This is a genomic window from Vibrio sp. St2, assembly GCF_947311885.1.
Taxonomy (GTDB): domain Bacteria; phylum Pseudomonadota; class Gammaproteobacteria; order Enterobacterales; family Vibrionaceae; genus Vibrio; species Vibrio coralliilyticus.
Genome location: NZ_CAMZNA010000001.1, coordinates 827,583 through 847,677, shown reverse-complemented (window position 1 = coordinate 847,677; position 20,095 = coordinate 827,583). Strand labels below are relative to the sequence as shown.

Here is a 20,095-nt window from a genome sequence, read left to right as displayed (position 1 = left end):
CCCGCAAAAATCCCAAGTGACTGCTATGCTGATTGTTAAGTCTAATAAATCAGATATGCAATATGCGTCATTTGCTTCCTATTCTATTCTTGTTCCCCGCTATTTCTTCTTACGCTGCACCGATAGAAGTGCGCGTTGTCCAAAGTAATGGCAAACCAGTAAAAGATGCCGTGGTCTATGTTACCGCCTCCAATTTACCCGTTGAGGAAACTACAACTAACGAAACGTTAGTGACCGAAGTATCTCAAAACGGCCGTGCTTTTAAGCCTTATATTTCAGTAGTAAGAGTCAACCAGCCCGTCCTATTTACCAACAAAGACGACATTTCCCACCATATTTATTCCATTACAGGTCCACTCGATTTTTCTTTTGTGATTCGTGCTTCTGAACAGGGTGTTGAGAAATCTTTTCCTAGTGAAGGCGTGGTCGCCATGGGATGTAACATTCATGACTGGATGAGTGGTTACATCAAGGTTGTCGATACTCCTTATTACACCATTACCGGTAAGTCAGGGGTTGCCAGAATAACGCTACCAGACGGTTTGGAAAATGTGACGTTAACGGCTTGGCACCCACAGATGAACGAAACACTGCAAACGGAAGTGGTGGGTGGCCAAGAATTTGAACTGCCGTTAACCAAGAAAATGTCACCGATACCGAAGCAGAAAAATGCTCAGATGATTGATTTCTACGGGTCCTATAAATGAATCAATTTAAAAGTATCCAGACTCAAATACTGTTCTCTTTTCTCGCGGTGTTGATCGCTGTTCAATGCATTTTGTTTTACTCCATTTTCCAATCGAATGAAAAAGAAAGAGAAGAGCGAGCGCAAATACACCTCAGTACAGCAAAGGCGGTGTTTGAAAACCAGTTTGAACAACGTACGCGTAATTTAACCGGGTTTGCTCAGACCGTCGCAAAAGATTTTGGCCTTAAACAGGCTTTGAGAGAGGACGCGCGCAGTTTCTTAGTGGCGTTGAATAATCATCGCCAGCGGATTTCTGCCGACTTGGCGATTGCAGTTGATGAGAATGGTAATTTCATCGGCAAGCTGGTTTACGACAAAGGCACTAATCGAACCCGTGCCGATACAGAAAACAACATGCTGACCATGGAGGAAACCGCTGCTCCAGATGAGGACCGTCCAATACTCTATGACTATCAGGGAGCGGTGTTTCAATTAGTATTGGTTCCAGTCCAAAGTGGTGCTGAAACGGTCGCTTGGATAGGTTTTGGTTTTGCAATCGACCAGACTTTAGCGCAGCGACTCGCGCTACTGACAGGTATGAATGTCGATATCGGTTATCAGGAGAGCGGGCAATGGTCATTGCTTGCCAGCAGTGTAGAAGAGGCGGGCAATGGCCTTACCGCTATAGAGCCTCAACAATCGGATGCACACACTATTGCGACTGAGGTGGCGATTGGCTTTAAAGACGAAAAAGATCTCATCGCATCCCTTTATCTCTCCAGAGCGGACTTATTCGCAACACTACAAAACCGATGGCTACAGATCATGTTGATCGTCTTGGTGACGTTTGGTTGTTCGATCGTCGCTGCCTTCTTACTATCAAAAAGCATCGCTAAGCCATTGCAGGGACTTGTTAGTAAAGCTAAGCAAATTGCTCAAGGGGAAAACAGCGAAGCCTTGGTGGTGAATCGTCAAGATGAGCTTGGCGTATTAGCCCATGAATTTAACCTAATGAATCAGGCCGTTAACGACCGACAGGCTGAGTTAAACTACCGCGCTTATCACTCTGATCTAACAAAAATGCTGAATAAGAAAAAGTTGTTTGAAGATATTGCCGATCTCATCAATAAATCATGTGACGGATTTTTACTCATTCGTTTCAGAGTCTTGGAATTTGAAGAATTAAATTACAGTCTCGGGTTAGACACTGGCGAAGAGCTTCAGGTTGCGGCGGCAAGTCGATTAATGGCGTTGGAAGAGAAAGCACAATTTTATCAACTTGAGTCCTCAGAATTTGCTTTGCTCTCCCAATGTAATACACAGCAGTCGGATGAGCACAGTGCTAATGTCGTTCTACAATGTTTGGCTGGAGCGTTCAGTTTGCAGCGCATTTCGGTGACGGTACATACAGTATCAGGTTACTGCCGTTACCCTAAGCATGGTGAAACCGCTCGTCAGTTGCTACACAATGCTGGTATTGCCTTACAACAAGCGATGAAGATGAGAGTCCCCAGTCTTGAATTTGCATCCAGTATGGCAGAAAGCGCAATCAATCGTGTTCGCTTAACCCATGAGCTAACGGAAGCCATTCAAGGTGACCAACTGATACTGCACTTCCAACCAAAGTTGAACGTTAGGACTTCGCAGGTCGATAAAGTCGAAGCCTTAGTAAGATGGATTCATCCAGAACTGGGGATGATTCCACCGGATGAATTTATTGAAATTGCAGAAACCACCGGTCAGATAGATGCGTTGACTGACTGGGTTATGCGCAGTGCCTTGCAGCAACTCCAAGTATGGCGAGAACTCGGATTCGAACTAGGTGTGGCAATCAACATCTCTGCGGTTAACCTCAAGCAGAAGAACTTTGACGACAAGATACTGACTTTCCTATCCCAGTTCGAATGCAGTGAAAACGAGGTCACAATTGAAGTCACAGAAAGTGCACTGGCTGAAGACCCTGAGTACGCTTTGTCGATACTCAGCCGATTGTCTGAGAGAGGGCTATCTATTTCAATTGATGATTACGGCACGGGTTATTCTTCCTTGTCACAACTGAAACATTTACCCGCAACGGAACTGAAAATAGACAAATCTTTCATCCTCAATGTTGCCAGTGATCAGCAAGATCAGACGATTGCACAATCGACGATTAAACTCGCCAAACGCTTTGGGCTTAAAACGGTCGCGGAAGGTGTCGAAGACCAAGCTTCGCTGGATTGGTTGGTCGCCAATGGCTGCGATCATGCGCAGGGGTACTTTATCAGCAGACCACAACCTGCGGACAAATTGACTAGCTGGTTGCAAATGCTGGAAGGTCAACGATGGGGGCAAGCTGAACCGGAAGCCAAAATAGTAGGATCGCCGCACTCAGGCCACTAGTGGCGGCATTGACATGTATTTCATGGATATAAAACCTTACGATTATTCAATTTTTTGCCACCTTAGATTGGTGTCAAAAGTAAAAATAATGCATGCGTTTTTTTAGAGAATTTGCGATAATACGCGACCGCGATTTAGGGTCGCAAAATAGAATCGACGTCTGAGAAGACGACACAAAGGTAGATTGATGAACGAAAAATTACAGAAAGTATTAGCGCGAGCAGGCCATGGCTCACGACGCGAACTTGAAGCTTTGATCAAAGCGGGTCGCGTGAGTGTGAACGGCGTTGTTGCTAAGCTTGGTGAACGACTAGAAGACGAGAATGCGGTAGTTCGTATTGACGGCCACACTGTTTCTGCGAAGGCGCAGGAAGAAGTGGTTTGTCGTGTACTTGCATACTACAAACCTGAGGGTGAGCTGTGTACTCGTCATGACCCAGAAGGTCGTCGAACTGTATTTGACCGTCTGCCAAAAATCCGTGGTTCTCGTTGGATTTCTGTTGGTCGTCTGGATGCGAACACATCTGGCCTACTACTATTCACAACCGATGGTGAGCTTGCCAACCGTTTGATGCACCCAAGTCGTCAGGTTGAGCGTGAATACCTTGTACGTGTATTTGGTGACGTTGACGAGAAGAAAATCCGCAACCTAGTTGGTGGTGTAGAGCTTGAAGATGGCCTAGCGCGATTTGAAGACGTTGTTTACGCAGGCGGTGATGGTATGAACCACACTTTCTACGTTGTGATCAACGAAGGTCGTAACCGCGAAGTACGTCGTTTGTGGGAATCTCAAGACTGTACGGTTAGCCGCCTGAAGCGTGTTCGCTACGGTGATATCTTCCTGGATAAGAAACTGCCTCGTGGCGGATGGATGGAGCTAGACCTTAAAGAGGTGAACTACCTACGTGATTTGGTAGAGCTGCGTCCTGAAAAAGAGACCATGCTTGACGAAAACAAAGCCAATACGTCACGTAAGCGTGAGCGTTCTCGTAGCCAGAAAATTCGTCGCGCAGTTAAGCGTCATGAAGAGCGAATGAACAACGGTGGTGGACGTAGCAACAATCCAGCTCGTCGTAAACCGCGTAAAGGTGCAGGCGAGCAAGGTGCTCGTAATAAACAGCGCCAGCGTTAAAAATATGAATAAAAAAGCAGCCGCATAGGCTGCTTTTTTGTATCTAAAATCAGATAAATAGCGTGCCTTTAAGCGCAATTACTGCGCTACCAGAAAGCTTGACTCGCCCCCCTTCCACTCGTTCGATATCCAGATAACCACCCCTTGAGGATGCTTGGTAGGCGGTGAGCACACGCTTGTCGATTTTTCCTGCCCAGAACTCAGCCAGTGCACAGTGCGCTGAACCTGTCACCGGATCTTCATTGACGCCGACCCAAGGCGCAAAGTAGCGAGAGACGATATCGCTATTGGATTGAGTTGATTGAGCGGTGACGATGATCCCTCGCCCCGGTTGTCTAATCAATGAAGAAAAGTCCGGGCTTAGGTCATACACCGCTTGTTCGTTGCCAAGCTCAAACAACTCTTTAGAATCAAACTGGCAGTAGGAGACAACCTGTTGTTCAGATAACCCAAGTGCATTGAGTCTCTCTTCAGAGCAATGTTGGTTGTACTCCAGTTGGGGCGCAGGGAAGTCCAACTCATAAGTCGAACTTAACACCTTCACATTCAGCAAACCGGATAGGGTACTAAAAGTAATGCTGTCGCCAGTTGCAATCTTTCCTTGCTGCTTTAGGACATGGGCAACAGCGAGCGTGCCATGTCCGCATAGTGTGACTTCTACTTCAGGTGTGAACCAGCGCAAGCGCATATCGCTCAAGGACAAAAATGCCGTTTCAGACACCGCCATTTCTTCGGCAATAGCGAACATCAATGACTCATCAAGTGGCTGGTCCGTAATGCAGACACCCGCAGGGTTGCCTTTGAAAGTTTCGGTGGTAAATGAGTCGACTTGATAGATGTCCAATTCCATGTCTTGTATTCCGCTTCGATTAAGTGTGGTTACGCATACTAAGTTGCTTAATGTTTTCTCGCAACCAAGTGATTTTCGGGTTGTATGCGTTGCGCTTATGCCAAATTAATGTAAATGGAATCAGCAACTTTTGCTTAAACTCTTCTTCAACGGGGATAGGCAAACTGGTGAGGTTAGGGTGTAACTGCTTGACGTAGTGCTCGCAATAATTGGGGGCAGTAGTGATGTACTCATGACCCGCTTGGGCTGCCATAAACAGAGATTGCTCAAAGCTTGCCATAGTTAACGTACTGGATCGGCTCAGGCCTTGTTCCTCAAGGACGTCATCAAGCGCCCATGTCTCACTCTTCTCCCAAAGGATATTAATGTGGGTATAACGAAGAAAGGTATCCAGATTCCACTCTTGCTTAAGCGCTGGGTGGTCATCACGTAAATAGACTTTGGGTAGATCGGTAAACAAGACTTCGTAATCCACAAAGTAGGGGAGAAGATCCAGTGACTCTTTCGAACGAGGATGACTCTCCCGACCGGTAAAACCGATGTCCGCATCACCGCGGATGATGGCCTCAAGTGAGTCGTAATCCCAGTTGCTGGTTTTGACTTTGGCCTGTGGGTAGCGTTCATGTATCTGCTGAAGAAGCTCTCCCAGTAAAGTCAGTAATAAAGGTGACTCTATCGCGAGATGAAACTGAATCCCTTTTGTGGACTCTTGAGTGCGCCTTTCTGCAATCTGAGCACTGATTTGCAGCCAGTCATTGAGGTCTTGCTCCATACTGAGGGTCAGCGGTGTGGGTGCCAGTCCGGTTGGAGTTTTGACAAACAAAGGATCATCAAACCAATCGCGCAACTTCCCCAGTGATTTACTGACGGTTGAAGGCGTAACATTGAGCTTTTTCGCTGCTCTGGAAACACTCAGCTCCTGAAGCAGAAGCTGCAATGTAAACAGTAAATTGAGATCAAGCCGTGCCAGAGATTTCTTCATAACGATGTAGTGGTGTCGGTTTTGGTATCCATAGTATTAGAGCAAAGCTGATTAGGCTACCTGCCGCCAGTATTATTATCAGCATGTTTAGAGCACTGATGCCCAAAATACCCGCTAACCATATGTAGAAGGCTGAGCTGCACACTTGTGAAATTCCCAATAAAGAGCTGGCAACGCCGGCACGTTTAGAAAAAGGGCTGAGTGCCTGGCTCATGGCCACGCCAAAGCCGAGAGAAAAGCCAGCACACAACAGCCCAAAGCCTATGAAGTACCCGATGTGACTCAATTGAATAAAGTTAGTGATGATTAACGTAGTGGCGGAAGCAGCAAAAAACGTTTGGGATAACAGGCTCAAACTTCGCTGCTCAAATCGGGCCAGCAGGAGAGGCGCAGAGAAAGACGTGAGCATACTGATTAATGCAGTGAGCGCCATAACGGTCGAATAGCCGCCGCGATCGAAACCCATATCACTCATAATCAGCATTGGTGAAACATTAACATATGTCAGGATCATGGTGACACTAAATGAAGTCACCATCAGACGACTTAAGAAGTAACGGTCTTTAAAAGATTCACTCTCTAAGTTAGCGGGCTCATTCAAAGGTTGCTTAGTGGTCTTAGGTCGGCTCTCTTTTAGAGCAAAGAGGGATAGAAGGCAGACGATCACACCCATGCCGGACATGGTGGTGAAAAGCGCAGGCCAAGGGAATTGGAGCATGATCAAATGGCCGATGACGGGGGCAATGACTGGCACGATGCAAGTGATGCCGTTAATCATTGATAGAACCTTGGCTCTTCGCTGGTCGTCTAACACATCGCGCAAAATCGCAAATGCAACGACGTAACATGAGCCAGCCCCGATACCCTGTGCAAATCTCGCGATGAGAAACTCAGTACTTTGGGTCGATGTAGCGCCCAGAATGGACGCTGCGACAAATATGGCGGCCCCGATAATTGCTACGGGCTTCCTACCTGAAGAATCCGCAATTCGACCTGCGACTAGCATAGTGGTCGCCATGCCTGCCAGATAGATTGAAAAGGCAATGTGAAGCTCGGCTTCTGTTGCGTTCAAATCCTGAGCGATTTGTGGTAAACCAACCAGATACAGGTCTATGGCCGTGGGATAGAGTAAAACAAGAGCAAAGCTACAAAGCAAAAATCGAATCATGGAAACCTCGCGAATTCAGAAGCCCTGATACTAAATTGCGCTTGAGGGAGCCGCGAGTGGGAAATGCGACAACGGGTATTTCCAATTACGACAAACCCTGTATGGGTGAGAGTGATTAGGAGGAGCACAAAAAAGGGGCAATCAACATTGCCCCTGTGTTTATAGTGTTTGGTTGAGTGCGAAATATCGCCCTTGCTTTTCAAGCAGTGCTTGATGGCTGCCATGCTCAACTATCTGACCTTGCTCAATCAGACAAATCGAATCCATCTTATCAAGATCGACTAAGCGGTGAGTGATGAAAACGACTGTTTTGTCTTCAAAATGCTGTTCAAACAGCTGCATGATTTGTTGCTCAGTTTGCTTATCCAAGCCTTCGGTCGGCTCGTCTAATAACAAAATAGGGCCATTATGAAGCAGCGCTCTAGCGATACCGATGCGGCGTTTCTCACCTCCGGACAGCTGACGACCACCGTCACCTAACCAAGTATCCAAGCCCTGATCATCGAGTAGTTTTTCAAGTCCTACTTTAGTCAGAGATTCGCTTAGTATTTCATCACTGGCATCAGGAGAGGCCATCAACACGTTGTCACGCAAAGTGCCATTCAAGATATCAACCCTTTGGCTGACCACGCTTATTGCCTGACGAAGCTGGCTTTCACTCCAATGACGAATGGATTGACCAGCAATCTTAATGTCGCCTTGCTGGGTGTCCCAATAGCGATTCAGCAACTGCATTAATGTCGATTTACCGGAACCAGTTTGACCCACCACTGCGATGCGGTGCTTGGCAGGGATTTGCAGGCTAATGTCTTGCAGTGTATTTGAGTAGCCATCCGGATAGCAGAAAGTGACATTCTCATACTCAATTGAATACGCGTTGTCGTGTTGAGTATTTTGCTCTGGGAACTGAACGTCGGGCTCAGACAAGATGATGTCGTTTAATCGACGTGCTGAAGTCAGAGTTTGACCCAAATGCTGGAAAGCGCCGGCAATTGGCATAAGAAGCTCGACACTGGCCATTGTAGCGAATACCACCAAGGCAACCATAGGATCGGGCATATTACCGCCGACACCATCTGCCGCTAGCCATAGCATCAGAACGATCGTCCAACCGTTAGCAAGCATCAACAATGCTTGTGCTAAACCTGCAAAGTGAGCATTAAAATACTGATTTTTCAGTAAGCGTTCTTGCACATTTAGAATCGCATTGCGGTAACGTTCTTCGGCTCCAAACAGGGTGAGCTCGCTATAGCCTTGTAACCAATCCAATGTCGCAATACGCAAGTCGGCTTTGTTCTGTGTCAGCTCTGCACCATTGGTTTTACCTAATTTGTAGAACAACACCGGCCAGATAAGCAGTAAAGCCATAAGAATGGCGCCAAGCGTTAAGCCGAGCTCCATGTCAAACCAGCAAATTAGCGCTGTTAAACCTAGGATGCCAAGTGTGCCGACGACCATTGGGCTGACAAGGCGCAGATAGACGTGGTCCATCGCGTCGATGTCGGCAACTAGGCGGTTGAGTAAGTCTGCATCACGCAGGTTTGAGACTCGACCCGGAATTAATGGCGCGAGTTTGGAGAAGAAGAAAATACGCAGATCGGTCAGTAGCTTGAAGGTGGCGTTGTGGCTGACTACGCGCTCACCCCATCGACCAGCGGTACGTCCCATAGCAAAGCCACGGACAAAAGCCCCAGGAAGCATGTAGTTGAAGGTTTCTCGGGCGATAGTTAACCCGGCCACTGCAGCGGCAGATAGGAACCAACCTGACAAAGTAAGCAGGCCAATAGAAGCAAATAGAGTCAGGAAGGCCAGCAGCATTCCCAGCGATAGGCCGAACCAGTGCTTTTTATACAGTTTTAGGTAGGGAACTAAATCACGCATCGAGATTCCCCTTATTGGCTTGGTTCAGAGCGTAATTCGCCTGAAGCATATTTTGGAATAACCCCTCTTGATTAGAGAGTTCGTTGTAGTGACCACTTTGAACAATCTCGCCGTTTTCCATGACCAGGATCTGTTCAACGTTTTGTAGAGGGCTGAGCTGGTGGGTGACCATCAGCGTTGTTTTACCTTCGACCTGACCAGCTAACCCTTGCATGACCAGACGCTCACTGCGTGCATCCAAACTTGCTGTTGGTTCATCAAGTAACCAGAACTGACCGTTTTGAACCATTGCCCTTGCCAAAGCAAGTCGTTGTGCCTGACCGACGGAAAGGCCACCAGAGCGGTCGGATACGGCATAATCGAGCCCGTGTTGTTCAACGAATTCTGCTGAGAAAGACTCTTGCAATGCGGTTTGGATGGCGTGATCTGAAACGTTGTCTTTGCCCAACGTGATGTTGTCACGAATTGAACCATGTAACAGCAACGGGTTCTGGCCAACCCAGCTGATTTTTTCTCGCCAGTTTTCGAGATTCAGCTCTGTTCTCTCAATTCCATTGATGGTGAGTGACCCCTGATATGGGAGGAATCCGAGTATCGCATTGATTAAGCTGGTTTTGCCGGCGCCACTTGGGCCAACTAAAGCTGTCGTTTGAGCCGTCGAGAGTTCAAAACTCACCGGACCAAGCAATTTAGTGCCTTCAGGTGAGTACACCTCTAAATCTTTTGCTTGGATGGAAATAGAGTCATTCGTGCTGAGCGTTTTGTCACCTGAACGAACGGCACTGACATCAGTATCAAGGAACTCAACAATGCTTTCAGCAGCCCCAACCGCTTGTTGCTTCGCGTGATAGAAAGTGCCTAAATCACGCAGCGGCTGGTAAAACTCAGGAGCCAGCACCAGAATGAACAGGCCAGCCATCAAGGTTACACCCGCGCCATAGTCGCCAAAGTTAAGCTCGCCGATAAAGGCAAAACCGAAATAAACGGCTGTCAGTGCAATGGAAATAGAAGTAAAGAATTCCAGAACGGCAGATGAAAGAAACGCAATCTTGAGTACATCCATTGTGCGAGTTCGGAATACTTCAGAAGCCCCGCGCATCACTTCAGTTTCTGCTTTGGTTCGGTCAAACAGACGAATGGTGGTCATCGACTGTAAACGGTCATAAAAGTGACCAGACAAACGCTGTAATGCTTTGAAGTTCTTGCGGTTTGCGTCGGCTGCTTTCATACCGACAAGGGCCATGAACATCGGCACCAATGGAGCGGTCAGCAAGAAGATAAGTCCAGCGGCCCAGTTAACCGGGAAGACAACAATAAGAATCACAAAAGGAACCAACACAGACAAGGACATCTGTGGCAGATAGCGAGCGAAGAAGTCATGCATATCTTCTACTTGTTCAAGCAACAATGTTGCCCAAGAACCAGCAGGTTTACCTTTGATGTAAGCAGGTCCTAACTCTCGGAGTTTGTCGAGAATTAGCTGACGTATATAGATACGAATTTGCTCACCACAGCGATACCCTGCAATCTCTCGGCCCCACGAGCACAGAGCTCGAACGCCAATGACGGCCGCTAAACCCAGGAAATAACGAACAAGTTCATATTTGTCGACCTGTTCAATGATCAATTGATGAAGAATGGTGGCGAGCAAGGCTGCTTGAGCTAACAAGAACACGCTTGAAAGTACGCCGAGGCCAACAGCAATCATCAGCCAGCGTTTCGCTAACTTACTTTGCTGCTTGAGCCATTTATTCAAGCTGCGCTGTTTCTTTTTGTCCATCGTGAAGGCTTAATGATAATTATTATGACTAGTCGAAGCTCGCGATTATACAAAAGAAAGCCTCGTGGGAATACCACGAGGCTTTAAGGATTTGAGTCAAAAATGAAAAATATTATTTACTGTCTGCAAGAGCGTCTAAATAACGTTCTGCATCCAGAGCGGCCATACAGCCTGTTCCAGCTGACGTGATCGCCTGACGGTAGTTGTGATCCATCACGTCACCAGCGGCGAAAACACCAGGAACACTAGTCTCAGTTGCATTACCTTCAAGACCCGACTGAACGATGATATAGCCATCTTTCATTTCTAGCTGGCCTTCGAAAATGCCCGTATTAGGTTGATGGCCAATTGCGATGAAAGCACCCATCACTTCTAGCTCTTCAATAGAATCTGACTTGGTGTCTTTAATGCGAACGCCCGTCACACCCATATCGTCCCCAGTTACTTCTTCCAGAGTACGATCGGTATGCAGAATAATGTTGCCGTTTTCGACTTTGTCCATTAAGCGTTTAACAAGAATCTTTTCGGCTCTGAAGCTGTCACGACGGTGAATAAGGTGTACTTCTGAAGCAATGTTAGAGAGGTAAAGCGCTTCTTCAACAGCGGTGTTGCCGCCGCCCACAACCGCCACTTTTTGGTTACGGTAGAAGAAACCATCACAGGTTGCACATGCTGATACGCCACGACCTTTGAACGCTTCCTCGGATTCAAGGCCAAGGTACTTGGCAGATGCACCAGTAGAGATGATCAACGCATCACACGTGTATTCGCCACTGTCGCCCTTCAATCGGAATGGACGCTGGCTGAAATCAACTTCGTTGACATGATCAAACACGATTTCTGTCTCAAAGCGCTCGGCATGCTCTTTCATGCGATCCATCAATGCTGGTCCTGTTAGACCTTCAGGATCACCTGGCCAGTTCTCAACTTCAGTTGTCGTAGTTAACTGACCACCTTGTTGCATGCCAGTTACGAGTACTGGATTAAGATTAGCGCGTGCAGCGTAAACCGCTGCTGTATAGCCTGCAGGACCAGAACCAAGAATAAGTAGCTTACTGTGTTTTACGTCGCTCATTTGTGCTCCATTAGCGGTGACGCTTATCAATTTCTTTCGATTGTATGGAATAGTGGGGGCTATTGAAAGCGTTAGCAAGTCGCGGAAATGTAATTAATGGTTATAGATTAGAACGCAAACGATGGCGCTTTCAAAGCCTAATTTTACTCTTAACCGATTGAGCTAAAAGATATATATCGCTGTTAATAGATAAGTCATCTGAATTTTGGAGTTGCGAAACTTGTAAACTGGTTTGTATAACTGAAATTTTATAAATTATTGGATTAAAGTTCTTAATTATTATTTTTGTTGGATGTAAGTGCTGATATTTGTTGATCTGGCGATATAAATGCGCAAATAATAATTGTGAATAAGATGTTAATCCTATATTTCAGTGTGAACATTCATTAAGGAGATGATGATGTTACATAACCGCGAAACAACTTTGCAGCTTACAAAGCTAAGTGACTCTGCTTTTGCACAGTTGGCGCCGTCTTTTACCAAGCTACCTAATACCGAGCATGCAGATGGAAAATTCCGTTTGCGCCGTTACTCTGTGATTCAGTTTGAAGATGGTCAGGTTATTGATCTTCAAAAAAATGAGTTCATGCAAACGGATGACATTAACCGTTTTCAGGGTAATGTCGTGCGTCAATTCGAGCCGATTGAAACACCGACTCTCCAAAGTGAAGGTATGCGTGAAATTTGTCAGCTTTTTGTAGATGCAAATAAGCTGGCCGACGGTCAGGAAATTGAAATTCACCAAATGCGAATCTCTGCGATTTTTGATGAGACGCAGGTCGCTCCTGAAGGCGTGCATCAGGATGGCTTTGAGCATATTGCTCTGATCGGGATGGGGCGCCACAACATCGAAGGCGGTGATGTGATGCTATACAGCAGTTTCAATGAGGCGCCTTTCTTCCGTAAAGTTCTGCAAAACGGTGAAGTCGCTATGCTGGCTGACAACAAGCTATGGCATAACGCGACGCCTATTCGCTCTGTTATTGAAGGCGAAGAAGGGTATATGGACGTATTTGTACTAACCGCGAAGGAAGCCGTGAATGAACTTCACTCCTAATTTGGTACGCGCACAGTTTCGTGCGCTACAGCAAAGTCACAATGATCTACCAGTGATGTTTCTTGATGGGCCGGGTGGTTCACAGGTGCCAAATAGTGTACTTGAGGCGATGACCGCGTATCTTGGCTTTTTTAATTCGAATCTTGGTGGTCACTATTTTTCCAGTGCCCATACCACCGATTTGATGAAACAAGCGAGAGAGTCTGCACAAGCGCTAGTGAATGCAGAGTCAAGTGACAACATTGTCTTTGGCGCCAACATGACGTCTCTCACTTTCCAGCTTAGCCGAGCCATCAGTCGTAACTGGCAAGCGGGTGACGAAATCATTGTTACGTCTCTCGATCATTATTCTAATGTTTCTAGCTGGCAGCAAGCGGCCAATGATAAGCAAGCGAAAGTCCTTCAGGCTCGAGTTAACGAGCAAGACTGTTCACTAGACATAGAACATTTGCTATCGCTGATCAGTCCCCAGACTAAACTTGTTGCGCTGACTTACGCATCGAATACCACAGGAGCGATTGTGGATGTGAAACGTGTAGTTGAAGCTGCGCACAACGTCGGGGCAATGGTTTACGTTGATGCGGTGCATTACGCGCCGCACCATCTGGTCGATGTTCAGCAACTGGGTTGTGATTTCCTTGCTTGTTCTGCATATAAGTTCTTTGGCCCTCACGTTGGGATTGCCTATGTTGCGCCTAAGTGGCTGCAGGCTTTACAGCCATATAAAGTCGAACCCGCAACCAATATCGGTCCGGGCAGATTTGAAACCGGAACTCAAAGCTTTGAAGGATTAGCAGGTGTTATTGCTGCAGTGAAGTATCTGGCTCAATGGGGCAACGATGGCGATGATCTCCGTACTCGACTGATCGACTCTTTCCAGCAGTTCAATCAGCATGAATCGGCGATCAGCGAACGTTTTCTTGCTCGTTTGGCGGAGTTGGAAGGCGTGACGCTGTTGGGTCGTGATGAAGCCAACAGTGAAGTTAGAACACCAACTTTTGCTCTGACGTTCGAGAACCATTCACCTGAAGAGATCGCTAAGAAACTTGGTAAGCGCAACATTTGTGTCTGGAACGGACACTTCTATGCACTTGGCTTGGTTCGTCAACTTGGTCTTGAGGAATCAGGTGGTGTTGTTCGAATTGGTTTCATGCACTACAACACATTGGAAGAAGTCGATATCTTGTTTGATGAATTGAAACTTATCTTAGGTCAATAGAGTCGTCTGAGATTTTTCATCTGGCTTTTGAGCCGTTACAAAGACCCTCATGTAGGGTCTTTTTTGATCGTGCGAAAGGAATTATTCTATCTAACGGTCTGATTTCTCAAAGCAGAATCTATAAGGATAAGCCGTGAATCTAACTCCGTTATCAGAGCACATTGGCGCTCTAGTTGAAGGCGTTGACCTTTCCAAACTGAATGAGCAAGAATTTGATGCTCTGTACCAAGCGTACCTCAAACATAAGGTATTGTTCTTTCGAGACCAGAGAATGACACCGCAGCAGCAGATTGGGCTAGCAAAGCGTTTTGGTGATTTGGAGCCAGTGCACCCGTTTTTTCCTCACCTAGATGATGAAGAACAGGTGGTTGTGATTGAGACTTCTCCCGGTAATCCCCCCGGTGAAAGCTTCTGGCATACAGATTTAACCTGGCAGGCTACACCGTGTCGTTGTTCTATCCTGCAAGCACAGCATTGTCCTCCACATGGAGGAGACACTATCTGGACGTCGATGGAAGCGGTATGGTCAAGCCTAACCAGTAATGAGCAACATGCTTTACAGGGCCTAACGGCGACGCATGGGCTGCATGCGTTTGAAGGCAGCCGTTATGACTCTGTTAATGAACAAGGGGAGAGCCACGTAGCGACAGTATCTCAAGGCTATCCGCCTGTTAAACACCCTCTTGTCGTCCGTCATCCGGAAACAGGCAATCTGACCGTGTACGTTAATGAGCAGTTTACCCATCGTATTAACGAGCTTGAAGAGAGAGAAAGTCGAAAACGGCTCGACCAACTGTTTGCTTTAGCACGGCAACCTGAATATCAGGTACGGTTTTCATGGCAACCGGGTTCTGTTGCCATCTGGGATAATACCTGTACTCAGCATTTTGCTGTAACTGATTATGGCGATCAGCCGCGCCGACTTCATCGCGTAACGGTTCGTGGCTCCGACTTGTTTCCAGCCTAGACAGTGCTGAGCGTCCCTTAGTTTCTGCCGTATACACGTGGTCGCTCAAATCGATAGAAACCTTGTTGCTCTTCTCTTTCGAGCGTGGACGCCTGATCGCCGAAATAGTTGGTACGAAGTTGAGTTAGCTGATTGTCTAACTCTTCGCCGGATAGACTGGCTAACAGCGCCTGCCTTTCCCCCATATATTGGTAGCCAATTTGCCAGCGGAGCTCATTTTCTTCATCCTGCTTTGCCGCCTTTTCGATTTGTGATTCGCTATAGCCTAAATCTCTACGGATGCTGGCTAGCTGCTGTGCTCTTTCGTAGGGAGACATATTGCTCAAGTCATGTTGGACAGAATCAAGGCTGAAGAAAGTGCTCGCCATCATTGCAGGGCTAAGGATTTTTCCTCCAGCTTGTTCTGCAAAGTTGGTTTCAATGGTGGCTTTGAGTGTAAAAAGACGCTGATTGATTTCCATATCATAAGCGTTGTTGAGCAATTCAATCGACTTTTGCGTATCAGCGATTCTTTGCTCCCGCTCGGCAAGCTCTGCTGACCAAATGATATCGGCGTCGTCGCCGAACAGTTCACGTCGTTTTGCCCACACCGCTATTTGTTTCTCTTCAAATGTCATTGCGAGTAGAGGCTTCATTTCAGAGAGTAGCCATTGTTCATAATCCTCCATCAAAGCGATTTTCTCAAAGATGATGTCTGCGTATTCCGGAAAAGCTTGTTTGATCACCTCATGAAAAAGGGAAGGGGATTGGTCTGGGTATTTTTCTGCCAGATAGTTTCTAAAATCACGCAGTCCTACCTGAATTTCAATTTGGTTAATACGATCCTTGAGCTCATTTTGTAATTGAATCGCGAGGCTATTGACGATGTTGAATGCATTACGTTCTTCTTGGCCAGTGACTCGTTCAGACAACACTTCGGCAGAGTGATCCGTACTCTCCTCCGCAGACAAGATGACAGGAACACTGTTGATTGCGATAGGCGCAAACCAAACTCCCACCCCTGCAATGGCACAAACGGCTGAAGCCCACACCCACTTACTCATTCTTTTCTCCTTATCAGTTTTAAACAGTTCACCGGCGATTGAATTTAAGCCACTACAGTACGGCTTGTAGGTAAGGCCAGATTAGCTGAGCCAATTTTTGAGAGCCCGATGTGGTGGGATGAATATTGTCTGATAAGACATCTTCTGGTGCGATGTAGGGTCTAGGGTCGACAAACTGACAAGAAACGGTGGTGTTTGTACACGCATCAGCCAGACGGTTATCGCCAAAGTCGATAGCCTGATGAAGGTTTTCCTTGTCACCAGTGGTGTAGTAATAGCCTAAGTAAATCACTTGCTGAACACCATTTTTATCCATTTCGTTTAGTAAGTTCACGGTCTCGACATATACATCGTCAACCAAGCTTTTACATTTACTGCTTAGTTCTGGACGATACCAAGTGGTTTTACATTTATGAGGGTCAAAGACAGCTGCGGGCAACAAGATGTCGTTACCGCCTCCATCCATCACTATGACATTAATGTTCGGGTCATCGCTCTGAGCATCTTGATATTGCTCAACAACAGGTTTGGCGACAACCCCTCCACTCAGCTTTGCGCCGCTTAAGGTGTAATCACGGAACGTGGTATTGGCCATTTCAGGCCCTTCAAGAAATTGCTGTAGTTCTCCTGAAAGGTCAAAAATGGAATCGCCCAGTGTAATCACATCGTTGCGTTCAGCTTCGGTCACGTACGGGTTACCTACGCATCCTGCTAGTAAAGCGAGCAGTGCCGTGCTTGTTGCCGCTTTAAGTAGAGGTGAAGAGCCAACGTTTCTGTTCTTTTGTATTGTTTTCATTTTTCTTCTCACTAATAGACTGACGTTAAGCACTAAAATCGTGCTCCAATTGAATTTAGTTGGCATATTTAAATGTTTCAAAATATTGAAATAAAACATGTTTAATGACAAAAGACTCAGATATTTAGTGAGAGCTACGCACTGAACGCGTGTTCGTTTGAAAAGTATTCATCTAGGGAAGAAAAGGGATGTTTGTAAGTAAATTCTCATTAAATTGACTATCGACATTGATACATTAGAAGTTATATTTCGGGTAAATATAAAAACAAAGAAGTTTGGCTATTATGAAGAAAGTCCTGATTTGGTTCGTTTTACTGCTGACCGGTTGTGCTCAGCAAAGTACGAGCATTCCTATTCAGCAAGATACTAACTGGACGTCTGGTCAGTTAGATAACGGGCTGAAATACCACATTTATCCGATTGATACTGAAGCGATATCTCTTCGCTTGTTTGTTCATGCTGGCTCTCTGGAAGAAAAGCCAGACCAACTTGGATACGCTCACTTTGTCGAGCATATGGCATTTAATGGCAGTGAAAACTTTACGCCAAATGAAGTCATTGAGTTGATGGAGAAAACTGGGGCGAGTGGACACGATGTCAACGCTTATACCTCGTATGAGGAAACGGTCTATACACTCAGTTTACCTAATCAAGATGAACTGGATAAAGCGATGCTTTGGCTAAGAGATATCGCTAGTCGTGTCACATTTGCACCAGACGAAGTTGAGCGTGAAAAAGGCGTAGTTCTGGCTGAATATCGCCGTAGGGTACCTGAGCATCAGTCTTTCTACGACAAAGCCTATGAAAACATCGTGAAAGGGACACCTTATGAAGGAAAAGAAGCGATTGGTACGCCTGAGACTATCCAAAACGCGACTTCTCAATCACTTAAAGCGTTTTATGATACTTGGTATCAGCCTCAATCAAGTGAACTGATTATCGTAGGGGACATTAAGCGTAAAGATGCAAAGGCTTTGGTTGAGAAGATGTTTGCCGATTGGCAGCCGACCAGTGACCTACCACCGCCGGCTCGATCAAAAGCAGAGATTAATAAAGGCGATTTTGTGGCTCAAGTGGGTATTGATGAGCCGTCCTTGGCTGGGTTGATATTTTACCTTGGCAATGCTGAGGTTCTAACAAGAGAAGATCTTATCGAGTCTTGGAAGGATAGCATTGTTGCGCGATTAATATCGCATCGATTGGACGCTGTATACTCGGAGCATGCGTTACCTTTGCGTGGCTTTAATTCCAGTATCTACACCAATGTTAATGAGCGTGTATACGATGCGTCTATTGCATTTTCTTCCCAAGACAGAGATACCGTGCAGCCTCTGTTTTTGAAGACTTTGGCGTCAATAAGGGATCACGGTGTGAGTCAGGAGGAATTAGACGTAGTAATGGCAGAGTATCGAAGCAGTCGTGAACATGCAGATGATGATTGGTTTCAGCGGGGAGCTGAAGATTTTGCTGAAGACCGAACGTTCCAATTGGCAGAAGGTGAACCTTCTCAGTCGTTAGCTGATTACAAACGCAGCCTCGATCAATTACTGCGGACAGCGGATATTGAGGTCATCAATCAACATGCACGAAATATGCTATCTTATTCATATGATATGTTCGTCGGTACTGATCGCACAGAATCGGTTGAGCAAGTGAAGCAAACTCTACCTGAGTGGAAAAGCATGTATGGAATGCCTGGTGTTGCCAGTAATCGTATCAGTACAGACGTAGATGGATTGATTGAAGTCGAGTCTATTAACCCTTTGCCTGACGCCATAAATGGCAATAATGGAGAAGCAACTTGGTCTTTGGATAATGGCATAGATGTGCTATTTGACCCTGAAAATGACAGCGATTTTGCTCACATTGTTTATATGTCGGCAGGTGGTAAAGCCGTATTGAACAGAGAGCTGTTACCCGCATCTCAGTTGCTTCTTGCAACAATTATAAAGAGTGGTGTTGGTCAGTTTAATGGTCCGCAGCTCAAGTCGTATGTTCGCAAGAATAATATTGATGTACAGATTTACATTAACGGAACAGAACATGGCTTCGAAATTAGTGTTCCTAAAGATCAGGTCAATGATGTCCTCAAGCTTCTGTACAACCTAATGGTGTATCCTAAGTTCAGTGAGCAGCAGCTTGAGGTGTTAAAGAAGGAATACTCTGATGAACTGATGTCTTACCTTAGATCGCCACTCGGTCAATGGTATGACACGATTGAGACTAATACCTACGCACAGCAAAGCGTCTATTTTCCTATCAAAGGTCATGAATTTGAAAACGTAACGGTAGATCAAGTTCAACAAGCATATGATGAGCTATTTAGGAAATCTCGTAATAGCAAATTGGTGATAGTGGCTGGGTTAGAATCTTCGCAGGTTGTACACGGTGTGAAGAATTATGTTGCGACTATTCCACTAGAAGCGGCAACAATGCCATCTTATCAAGTGAATTTTAATGATCGCTCCGATAGCAAAGTTAACCTGGCGATCAACAATGAACCAAACAGTCGTTATCTATTACGTGTCATCAATAAATCGGCGCGACCTCAGGATGCCAAACTGTCATTGGTTGATGAAGTTATTCAACGTATTTTAGTCAGACGATTAGATGCGTATGTGCGTGAAGAGCTGAGTTTAGATTATGCTCCTGATAGCTACTACTCTACCGACAACAATGAACCTGCAACCGACTGGACGCTTGAAGCGCAAGTTGCAGCGGAAGATCTGCCTAAAGTCGAGCAGGCTATAGACAAGGTCATTCAAGAACTCATAGCAGCAGTGACTCAGGAGGAGTTAACTATTGCGAAGGAACAGTTGGATGTGTACCTCGAAGACACGATCAACTACCCCTCGGATGTCGCTTGGTTCCGTGCGTTAACCTTAGTGAATGGTTTTGGTGAGGAAGCCTTTACTCAGGCAAGAGAGGTGGCAAAAACAATCACGTTAGAAGACGTGAGAGTTCGTATTGTTGAATCATTTGGTCAAAGTGCAGAGAAGTATAAATACTTACTCAGCCCGCTAGACCAATAAGCCTCCGTATGACAAAAAGCCCTTTCATTTTTTAGTGAAAGGG

General features: G+C 46.1%; 15 protein-coding genes. 7 read left to right on the top strand and 8 right to left on the bottom strand.

The features are described from left to right. Positions 1-62: 62 nt before the first annotated feature. The 3 genes from QMA41_RS04020 (at position 63) to rluB (ending at position 4,202) form a co-directional block, all read left to right on the top strand. Positions 63-707 (top strand): hypothetical protein, encoded by a 645-nt coding sequence (locus QMA41_RS04020; RefSeq protein WP_281628917.1) that lies wholly within the window; start codon positions 63-65, stop codon positions 705-707. Continuing rightward, positions 704-3,070 (top strand): EAL domain-containing protein, encoded by a 2,367-nt coding sequence (locus QMA41_RS04015; RefSeq protein ID WP_281628916.1) that lies wholly within the window; start codon positions 704-706, stop codon positions 3,068-3,070. Before QMA41_RS04020 ends, QMA41_RS04015 begins: the two co-directional genes overlap by 4 nt. A 187-nt stretch (positions 3,071-3,257) precedes the next feature. Next, entirely contained in the window at positions 3,258-4,202 is a 945-nt protein-coding gene (rluB, locus tag QMA41_RS04010) for a 23S rRNA pseudouridine(2605) synthase RluB (RefSeq protein WP_043007589.1), read from the top strand. A 49-nt stretch (positions 4,203-4,251) separates the two neighbouring features. Here the strand turns inward: rluB and QMA41_RS04005 are convergent, their stop codons facing one another. The 6 genes from QMA41_RS04005 to trxB all read right to left on the bottom strand — a co-directional run bounded on the left by QMA41_RS04005 (position 4,252) and on the right by trxB (position 11,938). Next, entirely contained in the window at positions 4,252-5,052 is an 801-nt protein-coding gene (locus tag QMA41_RS04005) for a PhzF family phenazine biosynthesis protein (protein WP_281628915.1), read from the bottom strand. 19 nt (positions 5,053-5,071) lie between these two features. After that, positions 5,072-6,034 (bottom strand): HTH-type transcriptional regulator YidZ, encoded by a 963-nt coding sequence (gene yidZ, locus QMA41_RS04000; RefSeq protein ID WP_281628914.1) that lies wholly within the window; start codon positions 6,032-6,034, stop codon positions 5,072-5,074. After that, positions 6,009-7,202, bottom strand: coding sequence for an MFS transporter (locus QMA41_RS03995; RefSeq protein WP_281628913.1), 1,194 nt, complete (start codon positions 7,200-7,202; stop codon positions 6,009-6,011). The genes yidZ and QMA41_RS03995 overlap by 26 nt, the downstream gene beginning before the upstream one ends. 159 nt (positions 7,203-7,361) lie before the next feature. Then, positions 7,362-9,083 (bottom strand): cysteine/glutathione ABC transporter ATP-binding protein/permease CydC, encoded by a 1,722-nt coding sequence (gene cydC, locus QMA41_RS03990; protein ID WP_281628912.1) that lies wholly within the window; start codon positions 9,081-9,083, stop codon positions 7,362-7,364. Beyond that, the gene (gene cydD, locus QMA41_RS03985) at positions 9,076-10,863 is read right to left on the bottom strand and encodes a cysteine/glutathione ABC transporter permease/ATP-binding protein CydD (RefSeq protein ID WP_281628911.1); all 1,788 of its coding nucleotides are present in this window, start codon (positions 10,861-10,863) and stop codon (positions 9,076-9,078) included. The genes cydC and cydD overlap by 8 nt, the downstream gene beginning before the upstream one ends. Positions 10,864-10,975: 112 nt before the next feature. Further along, complete coding sequence (gene trxB, locus QMA41_RS03980) at positions 10,976-11,938, bottom strand: thioredoxin-disulfide reductase (protein WP_019276080.1); 963 nt, start codon at positions 11,936-11,938, stop codon at positions 10,976-10,978. Between the two features lie 400 nt (positions 11,939-12,338). Here trxB and QMA41_RS03975 point away from each other — a divergent pair, with 400 nt between their 5' ends. From QMA41_RS03975 to QMA41_RS03965, 3 genes are all read left to right on the top strand, one after another. After that, positions 12,339-12,995, top strand: a complete 657-nt coding sequence (locus tag QMA41_RS03975) for a 2OG-Fe dioxygenase family protein (RefSeq protein ID WP_281628910.1) — start codon at positions 12,339-12,341, stop codon at positions 12,993-12,995. After that, positions 12,979-14,214 (top strand): cysteine desulfurase-like protein, encoded by a 1,236-nt coding sequence (locus tag QMA41_RS03970; protein ID WP_281628909.1) that lies wholly within the window; start codon positions 12,979-12,981, stop codon positions 14,212-14,214. Before QMA41_RS03975 ends, QMA41_RS03970 begins: the two co-directional genes overlap by 17 nt. Before the next feature lie 133 nt (positions 14,215-14,347). Then, positions 14,348-15,181 (top strand): TauD/TfdA family dioxygenase, encoded by an 834-nt coding sequence (locus QMA41_RS03965; RefSeq protein ID WP_281628908.1) that lies wholly within the window; start codon positions 14,348-14,350, stop codon positions 15,179-15,181. Positions 15,182-15,198: 17 nt separating this feature from the next. Here the strand turns inward: QMA41_RS03965 and QMA41_RS03960 are convergent, their stop codons facing one another. Continuing rightward, a complete protein-coding gene (locus QMA41_RS03960) occupies positions 15,199-16,224 on the bottom strand; it encodes a hypothetical protein (protein WP_281628907.1) in 1,026 nt (341 codons plus the stop codon). Positions 16,225-16,276: 52 nt separating this feature from the next. Beyond that, entirely contained in the window at positions 16,277-17,020 is a 744-nt protein-coding gene (locus QMA41_RS03955; RefSeq protein WP_281628906.1) for an SGNH/GDSL hydrolase family protein, read from the bottom strand. A 284-nt stretch (positions 17,021-17,304) separates the two neighbouring features. On the opposite strand from QMA41_RS03955, the gene QMA41_RS03950 reads away from it, so the two are divergent. Then, positions 17,305-20,052, top strand: a complete 2,748-nt coding sequence (locus tag QMA41_RS03950; protein WP_281628905.1) for a M16 family metallopeptidase — start codon at positions 17,305-17,307, stop codon at positions 20,050-20,052. The last annotated feature ends 43 nt before the right edge of the window (positions 20,053-20,095 follow it).